The 18,275-nt window shown below is 70.4% G+C and carries 16 protein-coding genes; 6 read left to right on the top strand and 10 right to left on the bottom strand.

Annotated features, from left to right (window positions below; genetic code table 11):
• Positions 1 to 155: 155 nt before the first annotated feature.
• The 5 genes from ABTU92_RS01615 to ABTU92_RS01595 all read right to left on the bottom strand — a co-directional run bounded on the left by ABTU92_RS01615 (position 156) and on the right by ABTU92_RS01595 (position 6,212).
• A complete protein-coding gene (locus ABTU92_RS01615; RefSeq protein ID WP_408087012.1) occupies positions 156 to 2,342 on the bottom strand; it encodes a hypothetical protein in 2,187 nt (728 codons plus the stop codon).
• Between the two features lie 113 nt (positions 2,343 to 2,455).
• On the bottom strand, positions 2,456 to 3,442 hold the full coding sequence (locus ABTU92_RS01610; RefSeq protein ID WP_408087010.1) for a YihY/virulence factor BrkB family protein: 987 nt from the start codon (positions 3,440 to 3,442) through the stop codon (positions 2,456 to 2,458).
• 144 nt (positions 3,443 to 3,586) lie between these two features.
• The gene (locus ABTU92_RS01605; RefSeq protein WP_408087008.1) at positions 3,587 to 4,996 is read right to left on the bottom strand and encodes a DUF3618 domain-containing protein; all 1,410 of its coding nucleotides are present in this window, start codon (positions 4,994 to 4,996) and stop codon (positions 3,587 to 3,589) included.
• 4 nt (positions 4,997 to 5,000) lie between these two features.
• A complete protein-coding gene (locus ABTU92_RS01600; protein ID WP_408087006.1) occupies positions 5,001 to 5,438 on the bottom strand; it encodes a phage holin family protein in 438 nt (145 codons plus the stop codon).
• A gap of 12 nt (positions 5,439 to 5,450) precedes the next feature.
• Positions 5,451 to 6,212, bottom strand: a complete 762-nt coding sequence (locus ABTU92_RS01595) for a hypothetical protein (RefSeq protein ID WP_408087004.1) — start codon at positions 6,210 to 6,212, stop codon at positions 5,451 to 5,453.
• Between the two features lie 266 nt (positions 6,213 to 6,478).
• Between ABTU92_RS01595 and ABTU92_RS01590 the strand changes: the two genes are divergently transcribed.
• Genes ABTU92_RS01590 through ABTU92_RS01580 form a run of 3 tightly spaced genes read left to right on the top strand, consistent with a single transcriptional unit; the run spans position 6,479 to position 8,643 of the window.
• The gene (locus ABTU92_RS01590) at positions 6,479 to 7,654 is read left to right on the top strand and encodes a vWA domain-containing protein (protein WP_408087002.1); all 1,176 of its coding nucleotides are present in this window, start codon (positions 6,479 to 6,481) and stop codon (positions 7,652 to 7,654) included.
• The gene (locus ABTU92_RS01585; protein ID WP_408087000.1) at positions 7,651 to 8,346 is read left to right on the top strand and encodes a hypothetical protein; all 696 of its coding nucleotides are present in this window, start codon (positions 7,651 to 7,653) and stop codon (positions 8,344 to 8,346) included. Before ABTU92_RS01590 ends, ABTU92_RS01585 begins: the two co-directional genes overlap by 4 nt.
• A 9-nt stretch (positions 8,347 to 8,355) precedes the next feature.
• Positions 8,356 to 8,643, top strand: coding sequence for a type II toxin-antitoxin system HicB family antitoxin (locus ABTU92_RS01580; RefSeq protein WP_408086998.1), 288 nt, complete (start codon positions 8,356 to 8,358; stop codon positions 8,641 to 8,643).
• A gap of 29 nt (positions 8,644 to 8,672) precedes the next feature.
• On the opposite strand, the gene ABTU92_RS01575 is transcribed toward ABTU92_RS01580, so the two are convergent.
• The 3 genes from ABTU92_RS01575 to ABTU92_RS01565 form a co-directional block, all read right to left on the bottom strand.
• Positions 8,673 to 8,960 (bottom strand): addiction module antidote protein, encoded by a 288-nt coding sequence (locus ABTU92_RS01575; protein WP_408086996.1) that lies wholly within the window; start codon positions 8,958 to 8,960, stop codon positions 8,673 to 8,675.
• Positions 8,953 to 9,255 (bottom strand): type II toxin-antitoxin system RelE/ParE family toxin, encoded by a 303-nt coding sequence (locus ABTU92_RS01570; RefSeq protein WP_408086994.1) that lies wholly within the window; start codon positions 9,253 to 9,255, stop codon positions 8,953 to 8,955. The genes ABTU92_RS01575 and ABTU92_RS01570 overlap by 8 nt, the downstream gene beginning before the upstream one ends.
• 103 nt (positions 9,256 to 9,358) lie before the next feature.
• Positions 9,359 to 10,561 carry an AI-2E family transporter gene (locus tag ABTU92_RS01565; protein WP_408086992.1) on the bottom strand — a complete coding sequence of 401 codons (1,203 nt, stop codon included), beginning with the start codon at positions 10,559 to 10,561 and terminating at the stop codon, positions 9,359 to 9,361.
• 236 nt (positions 10,562 to 10,797) lie between these two features.
• On the opposite strand from ABTU92_RS01565, the gene ABTU92_RS01560 reads away from it, so the two are divergent.
• From ABTU92_RS01560 to ABTU92_RS01550, 3 genes are all read left to right on the top strand, one after another.
• Positions 10,798 to 13,137, top strand: coding sequence for an amidase family protein (locus tag ABTU92_RS01560; protein ID WP_408086990.1), 2,340 nt, complete (start codon positions 10,798 to 10,800; stop codon positions 13,135 to 13,137).
• 160 nt (positions 13,138 to 13,297) lie between these two features.
• Entirely contained in the window at positions 13,298 to 15,304 is a 2,007-nt protein-coding gene (locus tag ABTU92_RS01555; protein ID WP_408086988.1) for a protoglobin domain-containing protein, read from the top strand.
• 131 nt (positions 15,305 to 15,435) lie between these two features.
• A complete protein-coding gene (locus tag ABTU92_RS01550) occupies positions 15,436 to 16,011 on the top strand; it encodes an SRPBCC domain-containing protein (protein WP_408086986.1) in 576 nt (191 codons plus the stop codon).
• Here ABTU92_RS01550 and ABTU92_RS01545 read toward each other — a convergent pair.
• Both ABTU92_RS01545 and ABTU92_RS01540 read right to left on the bottom strand, forming a co-directional pair.
• Complete coding sequence (locus ABTU92_RS01545) at positions 15,981 to 16,928, bottom strand: hypothetical protein (RefSeq protein ID WP_408086984.1); 948 nt, start codon at positions 16,926 to 16,928, stop codon at positions 15,981 to 15,983. The genes ABTU92_RS01550 and ABTU92_RS01545 overlap by 31 nt on opposite strands.
• Positions 16,929 to 17,188: 260 nt before the next feature.
• The gene (locus ABTU92_RS01540) at positions 17,189 to 18,205 is read right to left on the bottom strand and encodes a dihydroorotate dehydrogenase-like protein (RefSeq protein WP_408086982.1); all 1,017 of its coding nucleotides are present in this window, start codon (positions 18,203 to 18,205) and stop codon (positions 17,189 to 17,191) included.
• Positions 18,206 to 18,275: the final 70 nt, after the last annotated feature.

Below are 18,275 nucleotides of genomic sequence, written 5' to 3'. Positions count from 1 at the left end.
GGTGCGCTGCAAAACGTGCCGTTCGACTCGCGGCGCGACAAGCGTGCCGTTCGCAAGTCCGTGTTGCAGGACCGGCCATGCGGCCGGCGCATGATCGCCGGCCGGACTTGGCACGACAGTGTCGTGACGGCCGCGCGGCCGCGCGTGTCGGCCGCTCAGCGCCCGGGAAAGGCGCCCGAGCCGGCCGTCTGCGGCGCCGGAGGGACGGGCAGCGGACCGGCTGCGCCCGACGCGGGCAGGGCGGGCGGCAGCGGCTCGACCGTGATCGCCAGGTCCGGCTGCGGCAGGCCGAGCACGGTGCGGGCGGCCGGCAGGGCGGCGTCGGCCATGGCGGCGTGGCCCTCGGCGGTCGGATGGACGGCGCCGCCATAGACGGCCGAGAGCACGCCCCAGGTGGCGTCGTGCAGGTCGCTCGGCTGCATGGTCGGCGACACGCCCTCGGGGAACGTCATGGCGGCGAAGTAGCTGTCGTTCGCCGTGCGGATCCAGCGCGCCCGCGGGGCGTAGGGGCGGAAATCGGACGGCCGCGCCGCGCAGTTCAGCGGGGCGGTCGCGCCTTCGACCGGGCTCGTCGCGAAGCTCGTCCCGTCGGTGGCGAAGCAGTCGCGGTCGAACGCCGGATCCGCGGCCGAGCGGGCACAGAAGCCGTGGTCGGCGAACGCGGGCTGGTGGGCGTCGACGAAGGTCATGCGGTCGCGGCCGGGATCGGCACAGGCGACGCCGCCCGTGCAGGTGGCGAGCGCCTTCAGGCGCGGGAAGAAGCCGCGCTCGACGAACTGCGAGATGCGGGCGAGCCGGTCGCCGTCCACCCCGAAGGCCGGATGGACGTCGAAGCCGTCGCGGCTCGTCGGGCACGCACCGCCCTGCGGCGACAGCGCCGGATGGCCGTAGGAGACGTAGACGAGGCGGTCGAGGCTGCCGCCGAGCAGCGGCTTCAAGGCGCCGCGCAGCCGGTGGAAGCCGGTCGGCAGCGTCGTGTCGATGGCGCGCTGCGCGCCCTCGACCGTGCCGATGACGCCGGCGCGGCGGAACAGCGTGCGCTCGGCCGAGGCGTCGATGATCACGTCGGCGACCAGCCCGGAGAAATCGACGTCGTTCGCCCCGACGGTGAGGAACACGAGGTCGAGGCCGCGCTGCGGGTGCGCCTTCCGGGCCTTGGCGAGGAGGTCGCGGAGCTGGGCGATCTGGCCCGGCATCTGGCGCGGGCAGGACGCGGTGCCGCTGGTGCCGCAGTTGAGCTCGCGCGACGGCTGGCCGGCGAACAGGCCGGTCTCGATGGTGGCACCCGTGCAGGCGAGCGGCAGGAAGGTGACGGCGAGGCGCGGGTTCTCGACGGCGAGCGCCAGCGCGGCGCGCAGCTGATAGCCGTAGAGCGAGCGGTGGCAGGGCGCGCTCATCCAACGCGCCGAGAGGCGCGCCCATTCGGCCCGGTCGCTGTCGCTGCCGATGCCGCCGCCCCCCGACTCGCAGGCCTTGTCGCCCTTGAAGCCCGCTCGGCCAGGCCGGAAGAACTCGTTGCGGCCGCCGCCGCCGAAGCGGCGGAAGCAGAAGCCCTCGTCGGACAGCACCACGGGCCGGTCCGGATTGCCTTCACCCGAGGCGATCGAGTCGCCGAGCCCGGCGATCAGCAGATCCTGGACGAGGATCTCGGTGGTGGCGCGGCGCGGCGGCTGGCCCGTGGCGGCGCCGTCGGGCGCCACGATGTCGACCACCGCGATGGTCGGCTTGCCGAACACGACGCGCAGATTGACCGGCTCGGCGCACGGCGCCGTGACGCTGCGCGGCAAGGAGTCGCCGTCCTCGAACGTCCAGGTGCATTGGGCGGCCGGGTCGACGGCGCCGGCGAGCCGCGCCTCGATGCGATGATCGGCCGGCGCGAGATACGACTCGCGCACCCCGTCGCGCAGGCACTCGTCGGCGACCCGGCCGGCCGCGTCGGTGCACAGCCGCACCACGGTGTCGCGCGCCCAGCCGCGCCCGTCCGTCTCGGCGGCGAGCGCCTGCTCGGTCGCCAGCACGCTGCGCCCGGCGGCTGCCGCCGTCACGTGGCGCTGGAAGTCCTTCTCGTCGCGGAACAGGCGGAAGCGGTTCTTCACCTGCCAGTCGATGGCGACGCCGATCGCCGGCTCCGGCAGCGGCGCCGGCACGATCGCCGGCACGGCCGGCTGGGCGTTCGGATCGGGATGGACCGTGATCGACGGGATGCCGGTGCCGGGGACCGCCTCAGGGGGCGGCGCGAGCGGAGTCTGGGCGGACGCTCCGGTGACGAGAACCGTCGCGGCGAGGCTCGCCGCGAGCATCCTCGCCAGCGCTCTCGCGCCCTGGATCCCGCACCCCGCCATGATCGTCTCCCGTCACCCCGGCCTTCACCCGAAGCTCTATGGGCTTCGTTCTATACGGCGGCGCGGCGACAAAGCGGCGAAAGCATGACGGGGCGGCGGCCGGTGGCGCGCCATCACGCGCGGGACGCGCGTCCGAGCCCGCCCTCGGGGGTCTTGCGCGGCATTTCGGGGTCCTGGCATTCGAGCTCGGCGTCCAGCTCGGCGCCGACCAGGATCACGATCGACGAGATCCAGATCCAGGTCATGAAGCCGATGACCGCACCGAGCGTCCCGTAGGTGGCGTTGAAGCTGCCGAAATTCGCCGCGTACCAGGAGAACAGCGCGGATGCGCCGAGCCAGGCGATCGCCGCGAAGGCGCTGCCCCAGGAGATCCAGCGCCAGCGCGCGGTGCGGCGGCTCGGGCCGAACCGGTAGATCACGGCGAGCGCGAAGGCGAGCACCAGCAGAAGTATGGGCCAACGGCCCCACTGCAGTGCCGTCGCGGCGGGGCCGGCGAGCCCGACATAACCGAACAGGATCGGCACCACCACGACGGCGGACAGCGCCAGCATCAGCAGCACCAGCCCGGCCAGCGTGAAGAGCAGCGACTGCACGTTCAGCATCACGAAGCTGCGCTTCTCGTCCTCGTCGTAGACGATGTTGAGCGCATCGAAGATCGCCTTCATGCCGGCATTCGCGCTCCACAGCGCGGCACCGACGCTGATCAGGAAGGCGACGCCGAGGCTGGAGCGACCCTGCTCGGCGAGGCGCTGGAGCTGGCCGCTGACCACCTCGATGGCGCCGCCGGGCAGCACGGTCGAGAGCTGATCGATCTGCCCGGTGAGTTGGCGCGGATCGGTGAACAGGCCGTAAATCGAGACGAGCGCGGCGATCGCCGGGAACAGCGCCAGCAGCGCGAAGAAGGTGACGCCGCCGGCGATCGAGGTGACGCGATCCTCGGTGAAGCGCCGGTAGACGCCCTTCAGGGCCGGCCACCAGCCGCGCCGTTTCGGTCGCTGCTGCGACGGTGTGAGATCGTCGCGGCGCAGCGTCGTCGCGGGTGTGGCCTCGCGACGGCCATAGCCGAGCGCCAGCAGCGCAGCCGATAACCCGAGCACCACGAGAGGCGACCGGTCCGGTGGAGGGGAGGGGGGCTTCATCGCGGAGGTGTGTAAATGACCTGTGATCGCGCCGCGCGACGTGGCTGCGCAGGATGAAGGCACGCACCGGCCGGCGCTGGAGCGCCGGCCGGGGGGCGTGTCCATTCAGCTCGGACGCTTGCCCGGCTGGCTCGGTTGCTGGCCCGGGCGACTCGTTCCCGACGTCGAGGGCGTGCCGGGTGATGCGAAGTGCGTCGCTTGGCCGACCCCGGCCGACTGGCCGGGCGTGGCCGAACCGGCCGTCATCGTGTCGCGCTGCACGGGGTTGCGCCGCACGTCGCTCTTGCCGGCGGCACCTTTGCCCATCTCATCCTTGCCCGACTCGCTCAGGCCAGCCTCGCCCTTCCCGACCGTCTTGTCGGCGTCTGCCGCGAGCTTCTCCTTGGCGTGGTCGAGCTCTTCGCGGGTGCTCTCCTTGGCGGCTTCGGCGACCGCCGCGACCTTGTCGCCGAGCTCGCTCGCCTTGCCGCCGAGGTCCCGCGCCCGGTCGCGGAGATCCTGCGCCGCCCCCTGCGCCGCCCCCTGGGCCGAGTCGGTCGTGAGACCCTGCTCCTCGGCGGCCTCGCGCACCCGCTCGGCGACGCGGCCGGCCGCGTCCTTGGCTTCGCCGTAATAGCTGCGCACCGCCTCGGATGCCGACTGCTTCATGTCGTCGGCGGCTTCGCCCATCAGCTCGTCTTCGGTCCGCGAGCGCGGCATGGCGGCGCCGATGAGCGCCCCGAGCGCGAGGCCGACGGCACCGACCACGAGCGGCTGCTCGCGGACGATCCGCATCAGCCCGGCCTGCGCGTGCGACGCTTGGTCGGCGATGCTCTCGCCCATCGAGCGGGCCCGCGCATAGGCGCCGTGACCGAGATCGGCGGCACGGTCGTAGGCCTCGTGACCGAGATCCGCGGCGTGGTCGTAGGCCCCCGTCGCGGCATCGTACGCCCCGCGACCGGCCGACGCGGCGCGGTCGCCGAGATCATGGGCGACGTCTCGGGCGCCGCGGCGTGCGCGGTCGGCGGCGCTCGACGCGAGACCGGCGGCCCGGCCAGCCGCGTCGCTGGCGCTCTCGTAGGCGCCGCCTGCGGCATCGCGGGCCGAGGCGGCCGCACCGCTCGCCCCGGACGCCATCGACGAGTAGGCGCCGCGCGCCTTGCCGCTCGCCGCATGTACCGCGCTGCTCGCCGCGTCGGCGGCGTGACGGGCCGTGCCGTCGTGCTGCGAGGCGGTGCGGGTCGTCGGACTCGGATAGGGCGAGGGCTCCGGCACGATCGAGGGCGCCGGCGCGCGGCGCGGCGCGAACATCAGCCAGGCGAGCCCGGTCGCCACCAGCGCCACCGGGAGCGGCGAGGCGCGCACCTGACGGCCGAGATTCTGGACGAACTCGCCGCCGCCGTGGCCGCGGGCGAACTCCATCGCCTGGTCGACGATCTCGCCCGGCGTCATCCGGTCGCGCAGCGCCTCCAGCGTGTCGGCGAGCTGGGCGCGCTGGCGCTCGGCCTCGGTCTCGATCTCGCGAGCGGTCGGCATCGGATCACCTCACCTGATTGCGCGCGACGGCCGCGTCGCTCTGGAGCTGGGACAGCGTACGGTTGGGAGTCAGGTTCGCGGCCTTGAACCGGCCGGCGCCGACCAGCGCCAGGATGGCGCCGACCAAGAGCGTCGCGCCGCCGACCAGGAGGGCGGCCCAATGGGCCTGCCAGCCGGCGTCGATCATGGCCGCCACGGCGGCCTGCAGCAGGATGACGAGGCCCGGCATCACCAGCACGGCGCCGACGGCGACCAGCGCCACGCCGGTGCCGACCTGACCGATCTTCTCGCTCATCTCGGTGCGGGCGAGCCGCGTCTCGGTGCGCAGCAGCGACGTGACCTGCTGAATCAAATCCGTGAACAGCGCCGGGACCGAGCGATGATCCTGGACGCGCCGGTCGTGGACGGGCTGGTCGTGGAGACGAGTGTCTTCGAGACCCATGATCGTCTCTCCTCAGAACTCGTTGTGGGGGAAGGCGGCCGGATTGGTGCGCGTCGCCGGCCCCGTGGCGGCCGGGCTGCGCGGCGAGGTGCCGGTCGCGCTGCCCGGATGCGGCTGCAGGGGCGGGCTCGTCGTGCGGCGCGGCGATCCGGACGCGCTCGTGGTCGCGCCCGCGTGCCCGGTCGGATCGGGCGCGCCGCTCTTGAGGAAGCGGGCGAGCGCGAAGCCGGCGACCAGCGACAGCCCGAAGAAGGCGGCCGTGTTGTTGCGCGCGAAACGCTCGGTGTCGCGTGCCAGATCCTCGACGCTCTTCTGGCGCACCGACTGCGAGAGATCCTCGAGCTGCGAGGCGCCGCGCCGGATCCACGCCGCCGCCTGCGGCATCTCGTCGTCGAGGTCGTCGGCGGCCGACGAGATCGCCCGTGCGACGCCGCGCACGCGCTGCGCCCCGGCTCGCTTCTGCTCCTCGGCGAGCGAGCGCGCCTTGCGCTGCAGCGGCTCGGCCATGGCGGCGGCCTGGTCGCGCATGTCGGCGGCGGCGGCGGCGACCTCGTCCTTGACGCTACCGGCGGCCTGCTTCGCATGGCCGGCGGCCTGGCGCACCTCCGCGGCGATCTGCTCGGCGTCGCGCCGCAGCTCGTCCTGGGAGCCCGCTTGCGGGCTGCCCGCCTGCGTGCCTGCCGGACGCGAGCCGGCGGACTGTCCCCCCGCGGTCGATGATCCCGAGGGCGCTTGCGATGGTGAGGTCGAGCCGGGCCTGGACTGGTTCTGCATGGCGACGCCATCCCTGTCGGACGCGGCGGGTGCCGCGCCGTGCTGCTGTTTCGACGATGGAACGCGGGAGCCGACTCTTCGGAGCGCGACACGATCGCCGCGCCGCGCCGCGTCGGCCGCGATCTTCGGCTCAACGTCAGGGGGTTGGCGGAGTTCCGCGGGGCGCGGCGGCCGGCTCGACCGGCGCGGCCGCGCGGCTATACTGGCGCCGCGCGTAAGCAGGCGCGCGACGCCCGCGGCCGTGCCGGCCCGGGCCGGAGGGCGGCATGTTCATCAGCTTCTTCCATGCGCTCAAGAGCGCCGGCCTGCCGGTGACGCTGCGCGAGTATCTGACCCTGATGGAGGCGATGGACGCCGACCTCGCCGCGCGCAAGGTCGAGGACTTCTATTATCTGTCGCGGGCGCTGCTGGTGAAGGACGAGCGCAACCTCGACAAGTTCGACCGGGTGTTCGGCACCGTGTTCAAGGGCTTCGAGAGCACGGCCGAGGCGATCACGGCCGAGATCCCGGCCGACTGGCTGAAGAAGCTCGCCGAAAAATACCTCACCGAGGAGGAGAAGGCGCAGATCGAGGCGCTCGGCGGGCTCGACAAGCTCCTGGAGACGATCAAGCAGCGCCTGGCCGAGCAGAAGGGCCGCCACCAGGGCGGCAACAAGTGGATCGGCACCGGCGGCACCTCGCCGTTCGGCGCCTACGGCTACAATCCGGAAGGCATCCGCATCGGCCAGGAGACCAACCGGAACTTTCGCGCCGTGAAGGTGTGGGACAAGCGCGAGTTCAAGGATCTGGACGACACGGTCGAGCTCGGCACCCGCAACATCAAGATCGCGCTGCGGCGCCTGCGGAAATTCGCCCGCACCGGCGCGCCCGAGGAGCTCGATCTCGACGGCACCATCAAGGGCACGGCGCACAAGGGCTATCTCGACATCCACATGCGGCCCGAGCGCCACAACGCCGTGAAGGTGCTGGCCTTCTTCGACATCGGCGGCTCGATGGACTGGCACATCTCGCTGACCGAGGAGCTGTTCTCCGCGGCGCGGCTCGAGTTCAAGCACCTCGAATATTATTATTTCCACAACTGCCTGTACGAGCGCGTCTGGAAGGAGAACAAGCGGCGCTGGGACCACACGACGCCGACCTTCGACGTGCTGCACACCTATCCGCACGACTACAAGGTGATCTTCGTCGGCGACGCCTCGATGAGCCCCTACGAGATCGTCACGCCGGGCGGATCGGTCGAGCACATGAACGAGGAGGCCGGCCAGGTCTGGCTCGATCGCGTCACCCGCACCTACCCGGCCTGCGTCTGGCTCAATCCGGTGCCCGAGGACCAGTGGGAGTACACGTCCTCCATCCGCATGATCCGCCAGCTGATGGGCGGCCGCATGTTCCCGCTGACTCTGGAGGGACTCGATCGCGCGATGCGGGAGCTGGTGCGGTGAATAGTTGTCGTATTGACCAGATTGATTCTTTTGACGTTGCGTTTGGAGACTTGGGATTGCGCGTCGGTCGTCGGACTGGGCCAAATAAGCGCGCTAAAGCGGCCGAAGAATGGTTTGTTCTGAGGATGTTCCTGGAGCCTGCAGTTCGAGTCGGCTACTTTGACCTGCCGATTTATGTTCGTAAGGGATGCGAAGTTGAACGCGAGCCTGACTTCGTCATAACCGCTGGAATGCAGGAGTACTGGATTGAAGTGACTCAAGCCACCGGCGAGTCCGACCAGAAGGAGTTTCAGCAGGTTGAAACCCGGGGGGGCATTCTGCCAATTGGCAGATACCTGTCCAGACAAGGCCGTGAACAAAAAGGCAGGTACGAACCTGGCGAGGCCTGGGCGGAGAAAGTTTGGGCCGACGATGTGCTCAAAGCGGTCGACAGGAAGACAAAGAGAGTAATTTTTTTAGCATCCGATAGAGCGAGGCACCTTATCGTCTACCCAAACTCAAATCCTGCATTTCTTCTCTTGGATGAAGATGCTGAACATGAAGCTGCAAGTGTGCTTCAACAAGAAGTTTTTCACCGTGCGAGTGAGTTAGGCAATAGGGTGAATGGATGTCTGGTTCATGTCGTTGGGAAATTTTCGATCTATTTCGATATTGTTAACGAATTTCGTGTCTGGCGAAGGCCTTCGAAGTAGCCGGTTTTGATGGCCCACTACATCGCCCTGATCCACAAGGATCCCGAGAGCTGCTACGGTGTGTCGTTCCCGGACGTGCCCGGCGTGATCACGGCCGGCGACACGATCGACGAGGCGATCCAGAACGCTGCGGCCGTGCTCGTCTTCGCGGCGGAAGATTGGTCGGATCTCGACGGCGCGGCGATCCCGTCGCCCCGCACCATCGACGAGTTGCGAAGCGATCCGGCGTTCCGTGAGGATGCGGCCGACGCCGTCGTGGCGGCCGTGCCGTTCCGCGTGGCCGCGGCGGCGGAGTGATTTTGAAGAACGCTTTCGGCGCGCCCCGTTCAGGCCGCCCGCTGCTTCGGCTCGAGCTCCAGCCCGAGAGCGCCCAGCACGCGCATGACGGTGTCGAACTCGACGCGCGTCTCGCCATTGAGGGCGCGATAGAGATTTTCACGCGAGAGCCCCGTCTCGCGTGCGACCTCGGTCGTTCCGCGCGCCCGCACCACGGTGCCGATCGCCTTGGCGATGAACGAAGCGTCCCCGGTCTCAAATGCCTCGGCCAGGAACGCGGTCACGTCCTCCTGGGTGTCGAGAAACTCGGCGGCGTCGAACTTTTTCAGTTCAGGCATCGTCCTTCTCCAAATCCGTCAACACCAGTCGGGCCATTTCGATGTCGCGGGGCTGCGAGGACTTGTCGCCGCCGCAGAGGACAACGAAGGCGTCGCCACGGTGCGCGTAGTAGACTCGGTAGCCTGGGCCGTCGTGGATGCGAAGCTCGCTGATCCCACCTCCGACCGGGGCGACGTCGCCGGGGTTCCCGTCGGCGAGCCGCATCAGCCTGACGACGATCTTCTGCCGCGCCCTGACGTCCCGCAGACCGCGAAGCCACCGGGAGAATGCCTCGGTCTGGTAGACCTCGGTCATCGTCGCTCGCCCCGAACTCTCAAAGAATGTAGCGTATACGCTACAGAAGCGCAAGGTTGGCAGCGCACCCGGCCTCGCCCTGATGTCTGTCGATCAGCCCCCCTCACTCCCCCGGCGCCAGCGCGTCCTTCTGCACGGCCGGGGCGATGCCCTGCGCCAGGGCGGAGGGGCCGGAGGGCGGAACTGCCTCGGGCGACGCCGACGGGGCGGCGGCGCGGCGCCAGGCGTCGAGCAGATTGACGAAGACGCCCAATAGCGTCGGGCCGATGAACAGGCCGAGGAAGCCGAAGGCGAGGAAGCCGCCGAGCACGCCGAAGATGATCAGGGTGAGTGGCAGCGGGGCGCCGAAGCTCACCAGCCAGGGGCGGATCACGTTGTCGACGGTCGAGACCATGATGCCCCAGGCGACGATGAAGATCGCCCAGCCGGTCTGGCCGAGCGTGAACAGCCACCAGCCGGCGCCGCCCCAGATGATCGAGAGGAGGATGCCGAACTGGCTGAGCGCGATCAGCATCGAGACGAAGCCGAGCACAGCGGCGCCCGGGACGCCGGCGAGCAGCAGCCCGAAGGTCATCAGCCCGGCCTGGATCGCGGCCGTGCCGACGATGCCGTAGGCGACGCCGCGCACCGAGTCGGCCGCCGTGTCGAGCGCCGCGCCGGCCGTGTCGCCGCCGAGCCGCACCGTCACGTCGCGGATGGCGTGGCCGATCGTCTCGCCCTGCAGCCACAGCAGCGTCGCGACGGCGAGCGAGACGAGCACCTGGAAGATGCCGTCGGCGAACGCCTTGGCGATCTCGACGAGCGCCCGCTGCAGCTCGGCCGAGTAGGACTTGAACACCTCCTGGACGATGCTGCTCGGGTCGGCGAGGTCGGTCCAGACGCGGCGGATCGGCTCGTCGATGAACGGGATGTTGGCGAGCCAGCCGGGCAGCTCCGGCATCCCGGCGAAATAGGTCTGGGCCTGCTGCAGGCCTTTCACCAGCCGCTCGGCGAGGCCGGGCGCGAGGAAGACGGCCGGCAGCCCGATGGTGGCGATGGCGGCGAGCAGCAGGAGGCTCGCGGCCAGCACGGTCGACAAGCCGTGCCGCACCAGGAAATCGCGCAGCGGCCAGGTGGCGATGGCGAGGATGCCGCCGAACAGGATGCCGGTGATGAACGGCTTCACCACCAGGAACACGCCGAGCAGGAGCGCGACGAACACGGCGAGCGCCGTCATCCGCTCGATCAGGCTGGCCGTCGAGGCGAGCTTGGCGGCCAGCACCTCCTTGGAGGCGTCCGGGTGGGCGGGATCCTTCGGGGTCGTCATCGGGGGCTCGTCGGTCGCGCGGCCGGCGCGACGATCGCGGCGGCGGCGGGAGAATAGCCGACCTCGCGGTGCACCGCACCCGGCAGCCTCCGGCCACCGCACGGACCGCCGCCGCCGGTTGCCGGACCGGCGCGGCCGCGCTCTAATCGGGGACCGGCTGCCACCGCGGCCGGCCCCGCACCCCTCTCCGCCGCACCGACCCCCCGATCCCCACACGACCCCGCGAAGGAGCCGTCATGCCCGGGCAGGCCGCGCCGTCCCCGTTCCAGCTCGAGGAAGCCACGATCGACGAGATGCACGCCGCCATCCGCGCCGGCGAGATCACCTGCGTCGAGATCGTGCAGCACTACATCGACCGGGTGCGCGCCTTCAACGGACCGGCGAGCCTCCTGGTGACGGCCGACGGCGCGCCGGTGCCGACGGCCGCCGGCACGGTTCGCGGGGGGGCGCCGCTCGCCTTCGCGACCGAGACCGTGAAGGCCGCCGACCTCTTGCCCGACCTCGACCGCTATCAGGGGCCGCCGCTCGATCTCGGCCGCATGGAGCCGACCGCGTCCGATCCGTCGGTGCAGCAGCAGTACGGCATGGTGGTCGGCAAGCCGAACGCCGGCCAGGTCAATGCGCTCTCGACCATCAACATCCGGGGCGAACGCTCGGTGACCTTCCGTGGCGACTTCGACCGCCATCCCGACGACGGCCCGCTGCCGCCGGATGCGCCGCCCGGCGCCGAGATCTTTCGTCGCTATCCGGATGCGCTGGAGCAGGCGGCCGCCTTGGATGCAAAGTACGGACGCGATCCGGATCTCGAAAAGCTGCCGCTCTACGGGGTCGTCTTCTCGTTCAAGGACCCGTTCGACACCAAGGATATGCGCTCGACCGGCGGCGGCGATGCGCGCTACGACGTCGACGTGCCGGCGCGTGATCACGTCCTGGTCGAGCAGCTCCGCAAGAAGGGCGCCATCATCTTCGCCAAGGCGGTGTGCACCGAATACAACGGCCGCGGCGGCGGCGATCCGGGCGGACGCCACAAGCCGGACCGCGTGATCGCGTCGACGCTCGGCTATCAGCGGTCGAGCTGGGGCGGCACGCCTGCGAACCCCTACGACACGCGGCGCGCGGCCTCGCTCGGCTCGAGCTCGGGCTCGGCGCTCTCGGTGTCGACCAACCTGGTGATGGCGAGCCTCGGCGAGGAGACGCGCGCCTCCTGCCGCGGCCCCTCGAACCACAACGCCGTCGCGTTGATCCTGCCCCACAAGGCGATGCTGGGCTTCGACGGCGGCGCCATCGGGGCCGACATCTATTGCGACCGCTCCGGCATCCATGCCCGCACGCTCGCCGACTGCGCGAAAATTCTCGATGCGCTGAAGGATGCGGAGACTGGCTATTACGATCCGCGCGACGTCTACACGACGGTGCCACGCTCGTCCGTGCTGGCGAGCGGCTACGCGGTCCACACGACGGGCAGGGGCGTGCCCGGCGAGCTGACGGGGATCAGGCTCGGCGTCGTGCGCGAGTCGATGCGAGTGCCGGAGGGCTCGCTCGCCGAGGGGCCGATCGTCACGGCGGCGGCGCGCGAGATCAAGGAGATCATAGGAGAAAAGCTCGGCGCGACGCTGGTGGAATCACGCGAGCCGTCGTGGACGCCGGATCCCGACATCGAGGCGATGACGGTCGATTTCACGGCCGCGCTGGCGCGACTGGTGCCGGTGTTCATGCCGGATCTGCTGTTCCGGCTCGGCCGCGACGGCCGCCCGCTGTTCCAGGAGTTCGCCGACGCGATCGTCCCGACGGAGTTTTTGCCCGGCAAGGTGTTCGGCTCGGGCACCCTGACGCCGATCGACTATTGCGTCGCGCTCGCCGAGGGGCGGATCGCGCCGCCGAAGAAATTCGACATCGCTACCATCCAGCAGCAGGAGCTGGCGTCCACGTTCCGCTTCCACATCAGCCAGTATCTGACACGGCGCGCCGCAGACTGGGCCGCGCAGGGCGTCACCGAGACGCTCGCCGACTGGCCGACGCTGAATGCGCGGTCGAAGTTCTGGGGCGACGATCAGCGCGCCGCCTTCCGGAACTGGGAAGAGATCGCCGATCCGCGCAACGCCCTCGGCGGCCGCCAGGGCGTCAACGAGCGCATCATGCTGCGCGAGCTCCTCCGCCGCGTCGACATGATGGTGATGCTCGAGAACCGCCTCGATGCGCTGGTGCGGCTGCATACGCCGTGGCCGCCCGGCCTGATCGGCCATCCGCACCAGCACGACATCCTGCACAACCTCGCGCCCGAGTCGCTGTACGGACCGAACGCCGGCCTGACCGAGGTGCTGGTGCCGGCCGGGTATGTCACGACCGTCTACGATCCGGTCTTCGCGCTGTCGGCGGACGGCACCCGCTATGTCTCGGCCCCGTCGCGGACGCCGACGACGATTCCGGCGCCCGGCCTGCCGTTCTCGCTCGTCTTCCGGGCCGAGCCGGGCCGCGAGGACGTGATCCTGAAGGTCGCCTCGGCCTACGAGGCGGCGTCGCGCCGGCGCATCCCGCCGCCCGCCTTCGGCCCGATCCCGCGGAGGCGGCGTGGGTGAGGTGTATAGTCAGAACCGGCTATGTTGGATGTGATGAGATGCGCGATGTCGGGGCTGCCCATGCGATTTGTAGGGGCCTGATTAGATCGAAATTAACCGGCCATCCACCGTTGCGGCGCTAAGGTATCACGCTATTCCATCAGGCCAGGACGGGTGGGGCATGACCGACGCCATTGCCGACGAGCAATTCAAGACCGACCTCTCCTACATCGCCTTCGAGCCGGACAATGTCGCTTTGCTGAAGGAGGTGAAGCCCGTCCTGATGGCGGCGCTGCCGCGCATCCTCGACACGTTCTATCAGAAGACCGCGGCAATCCCGCCGCTCGCGGCGATGTTCAAGAGCGCACAGCGCATGGCCTATGCCAAGGAGGCGCAGACCAAGCACTGGTCGTACCTGTTCGAAGGGCTGTTCGACGAGCGCTACCGCGAGTCGGCCAGGCGCATCGGCCAGACGCATCACCGCATCGGCCTGTCGCCGCACTGGTACATGCTCGGCTACGGCATGCTGCAGGCCGAGCTGCTCGCCGCCGTGATGGCCGACAAGAGCGTGCTGCTCACCGCGGCGCAGCGCCGGCACGTCGCCGCCGTCCAGGCGGCGGTCAGCCGCGCCGTGATGATCGACATGGATTCCGCGCTCTCGACCTATTGGGACGAGATGGAGAAGGCGCGACGCGAGGACGCCGAGACCACGATCGAGCGCATCAACAGCCAGGTGCTCGACACGGTGACGACCGTCGGCACCTACAACAAGTCGCTGCTGGACAGCGCCGACTCGATGAAGATGGTCAGCGAGGCCGTGACCGAGGACGCGACCTCGGCGACCGGCGCGGCCGGCACGGCGCTCGCCTCGGCCCAGACCGTGGCGGCGGCGGCCGAGGAGCTGCACGCCTCGATCGCCGAGATCGCCCGCCAGGTGAACCGCGCCTCGGCGGCGGCCCGCACCGCCGACGGCCGCATGAAGGAGACCCGCAGCGTCGTCGACAATCTCGACAAGGCGGCCGACGAGATCGGCCAGGTGGTCGGCCTGATCGGCGACATCGCCTCGCAGACCAACCTGCTGGCCCTCAACGCCACGATCGAGGCGGCACGCGCCGGCGAGGCCGGCAAGGGCTTCGCCGTGGTCGCCGCCGAGGTGAAGACGCTCGCCAACCAGTCGGGCCGCTCGGCCGAGCAGATCGCCGGCCAGATCAGCCGCATCCAGGAGGTCGTCCGGCGCACCGCGACGGCGATCGAGGAGGTTGCCGCGACGATCCGCGAGCTCGAGGGAATCTCCTCGTCGATCTCGGCCGCCGTCGAGGAGCAGTCGGCTGCGACCAGCGACATCGCCCAGAACGTCGGCCAGACGGCCACCCATGTCGGCGAGGTGAGCCGACTGATGGAGGACGTGCTCGGCCGGGTCACCAAGGCGCAGGGCGCCTCGCTCTCGGTGCACGATTCCACCCGCAGCCTCGACGCCGTGGTCGGCACGCTCGGCCGGATGCTGACCAAGGCGGTGCGCACCGCCTCGGCGGTGGCGCAGCGGCGGCGCTATCGCCGGCGCGGCGTGATGATCGACGCGCAGGTGGCGTCCGGCGGAACCACCGAGCCGGTGCGGATCCTCGATCTCTCGGAGGCGGGCGCGCTGCTGCACGGCGGCGGCCGGATCGCGAGCCATGCCGCCGTGGTGCTCTCGGTCCCGTCGGAAGGGCTGCGGGTACACGGCACCGTGGTGGCGTGCAGCGAGGGCATCCACCACGTTAACTTCACCGACGAGCTCGACAGCGCGCAGGTCGACGGGCTGGCGAAGAAGTACTTCGCGCTGCTGATCGAGACGGCCAAGCAGGATCATCGCGCCTTCGTGGCGCGGGTGCGCGACGTGGTCGGCGGCAAGGCGGCGGCGGGCGAGGGGGAGGTGACGCACCACACCTGCCGGTTCGGCAAGTGGTACGACAATGTCGGCGACGACGTCCTCACCGAGCTGGCGTCGTTCAAGGCGATCGCGCACCCGCATCTGTCGCTCCACCAGGCCGGCTTCGGCGCGCTGGCGGCGGTCAAGGACGGCCACACGGCGCTCGCCCGGACCAAGCTCGCCGAGCTGGAGAAGCTCTCCGACGAGATCGTCCGCGGCCTCGACCGGCTGGCGGCCGACATGGCCGCCCATTACGGCGAGACGCGCCGGGCCTCCTGACCGGCGTCGGCGGGAGCGCGCCGGCCCGGGATTTCGCTCGTCTATTTTCTCCGCCGTGTCGGTGGGGCGGGCGCTCCTGCGTCCTCGGGACAGTCGGGCCGTGGCGGCCCGGCCGAACGAGGGAGCCCCCGATGACCGACACGACCCGGACCGACTCGTCCGTCGAGACCATCGGCGCCCTGCAGGTCATCCCTCAGGGCGACGACATGGTGGTGCTCACCCGGATGTTCGCGGTGCCCCCCGAGCGCGTGTTCCAGGGCTGGTCCGATCCCGACCTGATGCGCCGGTGGCTCGCCGGGCCGCCCGGCTGGAGCCTGGTGGCGTGCGAGATCGAGCCGCGGGTGGGCGGCGTCTACCGGCTCGGCTGGCGCGGTCCCGACGGCACCGAGATGCGGCTCGACGGCGTCTATCGCGCGCTCGAGCCGGGCCGCCGGATCGTCGGCGTCGAGCGATTCGCGATGGGCAGCTGCGCCGGCGATCCGGGCGACGTCGAGGTGACGCTGACCTTCACGCCGGTCGACGGCGGGACACGGCTCGGGATGGCGATGCGGTACGCCAGCAAGGAGGCGCGGGACGGCGCGCTGGCATCGCCGATGCCGGACGGCGTCGCCGGCAATCTCGAGCGGCTCGCCGGTCTGCTGGCGGCCGGCCGGGACGGCGATCGGTCGCGGGCGGATCAGTCGCGCGGCGACACCGCGCCGGCGTAGCGGCTGCGCTTGGCGCGCAGCGACGAGGCGATCTGCTGATAGTTGCCGCGCGCTTGGATGTGGGCCGGGTCGTAGCCCGGCATCGGGCGGGCGATGGCGTAGCGGGCGCCGTGGCGGTCGATCCAGCGCCACACCTCGGAGGCGTCGCCGCCCGGCTCGATGGTGATGTCGATGGCGCGGCCGTGGCCGTAGCCGCCGGTGCGGATGCTGCCGCCGTGTAGCGAGTAGCCGGTGCGGGCCTTGAGGCCGGAGGCGAGGCGCTGGCGGTAGTCGTCGCGGAAGGCGCTCAGAATCGACCAGCGCAGCCCGTCGGCCTCCAGCGCCTTGCCCATGTGATAGAGGGTCTCGCGGAAGTCGCGGTCCATGCCGCGGATGACATAGTCCTTCAGCGACATGCCCATGCGCTTGGCGGCGGCCGGATCCTTCCAGGTGAAGTCGCCGGAGCCGTCCTTCTTGATCGGCGTGCGCAGATAGGCTTCCCAGAGATAGTCGTCGATCTCGTCGCGCGGCCCGTCGTCCAACGCGGCCGGCGGCAGGCTGGCGACGGCGCGCCGGCCGAGGCCGAGGCTGCCGGTCTCGGTCGGGTCCACCTCGACCATCGAGGCCGCGGCGAGCGTGAAGGTCGGTTCCCAGGAGAGTACGTCGGCCGGGCTGCCGTTGCCGCCTTCCGGGCCCGATTCGCTCGATTCGAGGTCGGCTTCGGCCTCGGCCGCGTCGTCCGCGTCGTGATCGGCCGGCAGCAGCGCGACCGGCCGCGTGTGCTCGACGATCCAGTGCCGCTCCTTCGGGGTCGGGAAGGGGCTCGACACGGCGAGCGGCAGGGCGACGAAAAACATCAGGCCGCCACAGCCGACCGCCCCCGCGAGCGCCGACCAGAAGGACACGTTGTCGCCTGAACCGGCGGAAGTGGCAGTCATTGCGAACCCGGATCTTCTGTTCTCGTGGCGGCGCCTTCGGGCGCCGGCGGCAGGTTGCAGCGACGGGGTTCGACCACCGCCTGCACGACGAGCCATCCTCGTCCCGCAGGGTTATCGTCTGGTTAATGGGTCTTTCGACCCGGCCCTCCCCCCGGAGCGGCACCTCAAGAAAGCGTGATCAATGCGGCGCGGGCGTGGCAACGAAAACGGGCGGTCCGAAGGACCGCCCGTCATGGTGAAGCCGACCGCGCGGCCGGCGGTCACACCGCCAGGATGTCGTCGCGAAGCGTGTAAGAGCTGAGCACTTTCATGTAGTTGCCCCGCTCGTAGGCGGACGGGTTGCGGATCGCGTCGCGGCTCATCGAGCCGCACATCTGGCTGACCGACTCGTATTCGTGCGCATCCAGCCAGGCGGCGAGGTCGCGCAGCAGCGCCTTGGCATAGCCGGGGCCGTGCTGGAGCAGGGCGGAGGTCATGCAGGCGACCTTGGCACCCGCCATCACGCTCTTGACCACATCGGTGGCGGAGTGGACGCCGCCCGTGATGGCGAGGTCGGCCTTCACCCGGCCGTACAGGATCGCCACCCAGTGCAGCCGCACCAGAAGCTCCTCGGGCCGGCTGAGCGCCAGCGAGGCGACCACCTCGCGCTCCTCGATGTCGAAGTCGGGCTGGTAGAACCGGTTGAACAGCACCAGCCCGTCGGCGCCGGCCTCGCCGAGGCGGCGGGCGATGTTGGCGGGCGCCGAGAAGAACGGCGACAGCTTCACGGCGACCGGGATCTTGATCTGCGCCTTGATGGCCTTCAGGAGCTCGACATAGCCGTCCTCGATCTCGGCGGCGCTCTTCTCGGGATCGACCGCGATCGAGTAGGTGTTGAGCTCCAGCGCGTCGGCGCCGGCGTCCTGCATCAGCTTGGCGTACTCGATCCAGCCGCCGACCGTGACGCCGTTCAGGCTGGCGATCACCGGGATGTCGACCCGGGCCTTGGCCTGGCAGATCAGCTCCAGGCAGCCGTCGGGGCCGAGATTGTAGGTGTGCAGATCGGGGAAGAAGCCGGCGGCCTCCGCGAACGTGTCGGCACCGCGCTCGAGGTCGGCGTGCAGCGCCAGGCTCTCCAGCGTGAGCTGCTCCTCGAACAGCGACGGCAGCACCACGGCGGCGACCCCGGCGTCCGCGAGGCGGCAGATGCCGTCGACGGAGTCGCACAGCGGCGAGGCCGAGGCGACCAGAGGCGAGCCGAGTTTCAGCCCGAGATAGCGGGTCGTCAGGTCGGTCATGCGGCGCTCCTTCGCGCGATTTCCTTGGTCATTCCGGGGCGCGGGCGCAGCCCGCGGGCCCGGAATCCAT

It is taken from the genome of Rhodoplanes sp. SY1 (assembly GCF_046000175.1).
Lineage (GTDB): Bacteria > Pseudomonadota > Alphaproteobacteria > Rhizobiales > Xanthobacteraceae > Rhodoplanes.
The sequence above is the reverse complement of the archived record's forward strand: the minus strand, read 5'-3'. Positions and strand labels throughout refer to the sequence as shown.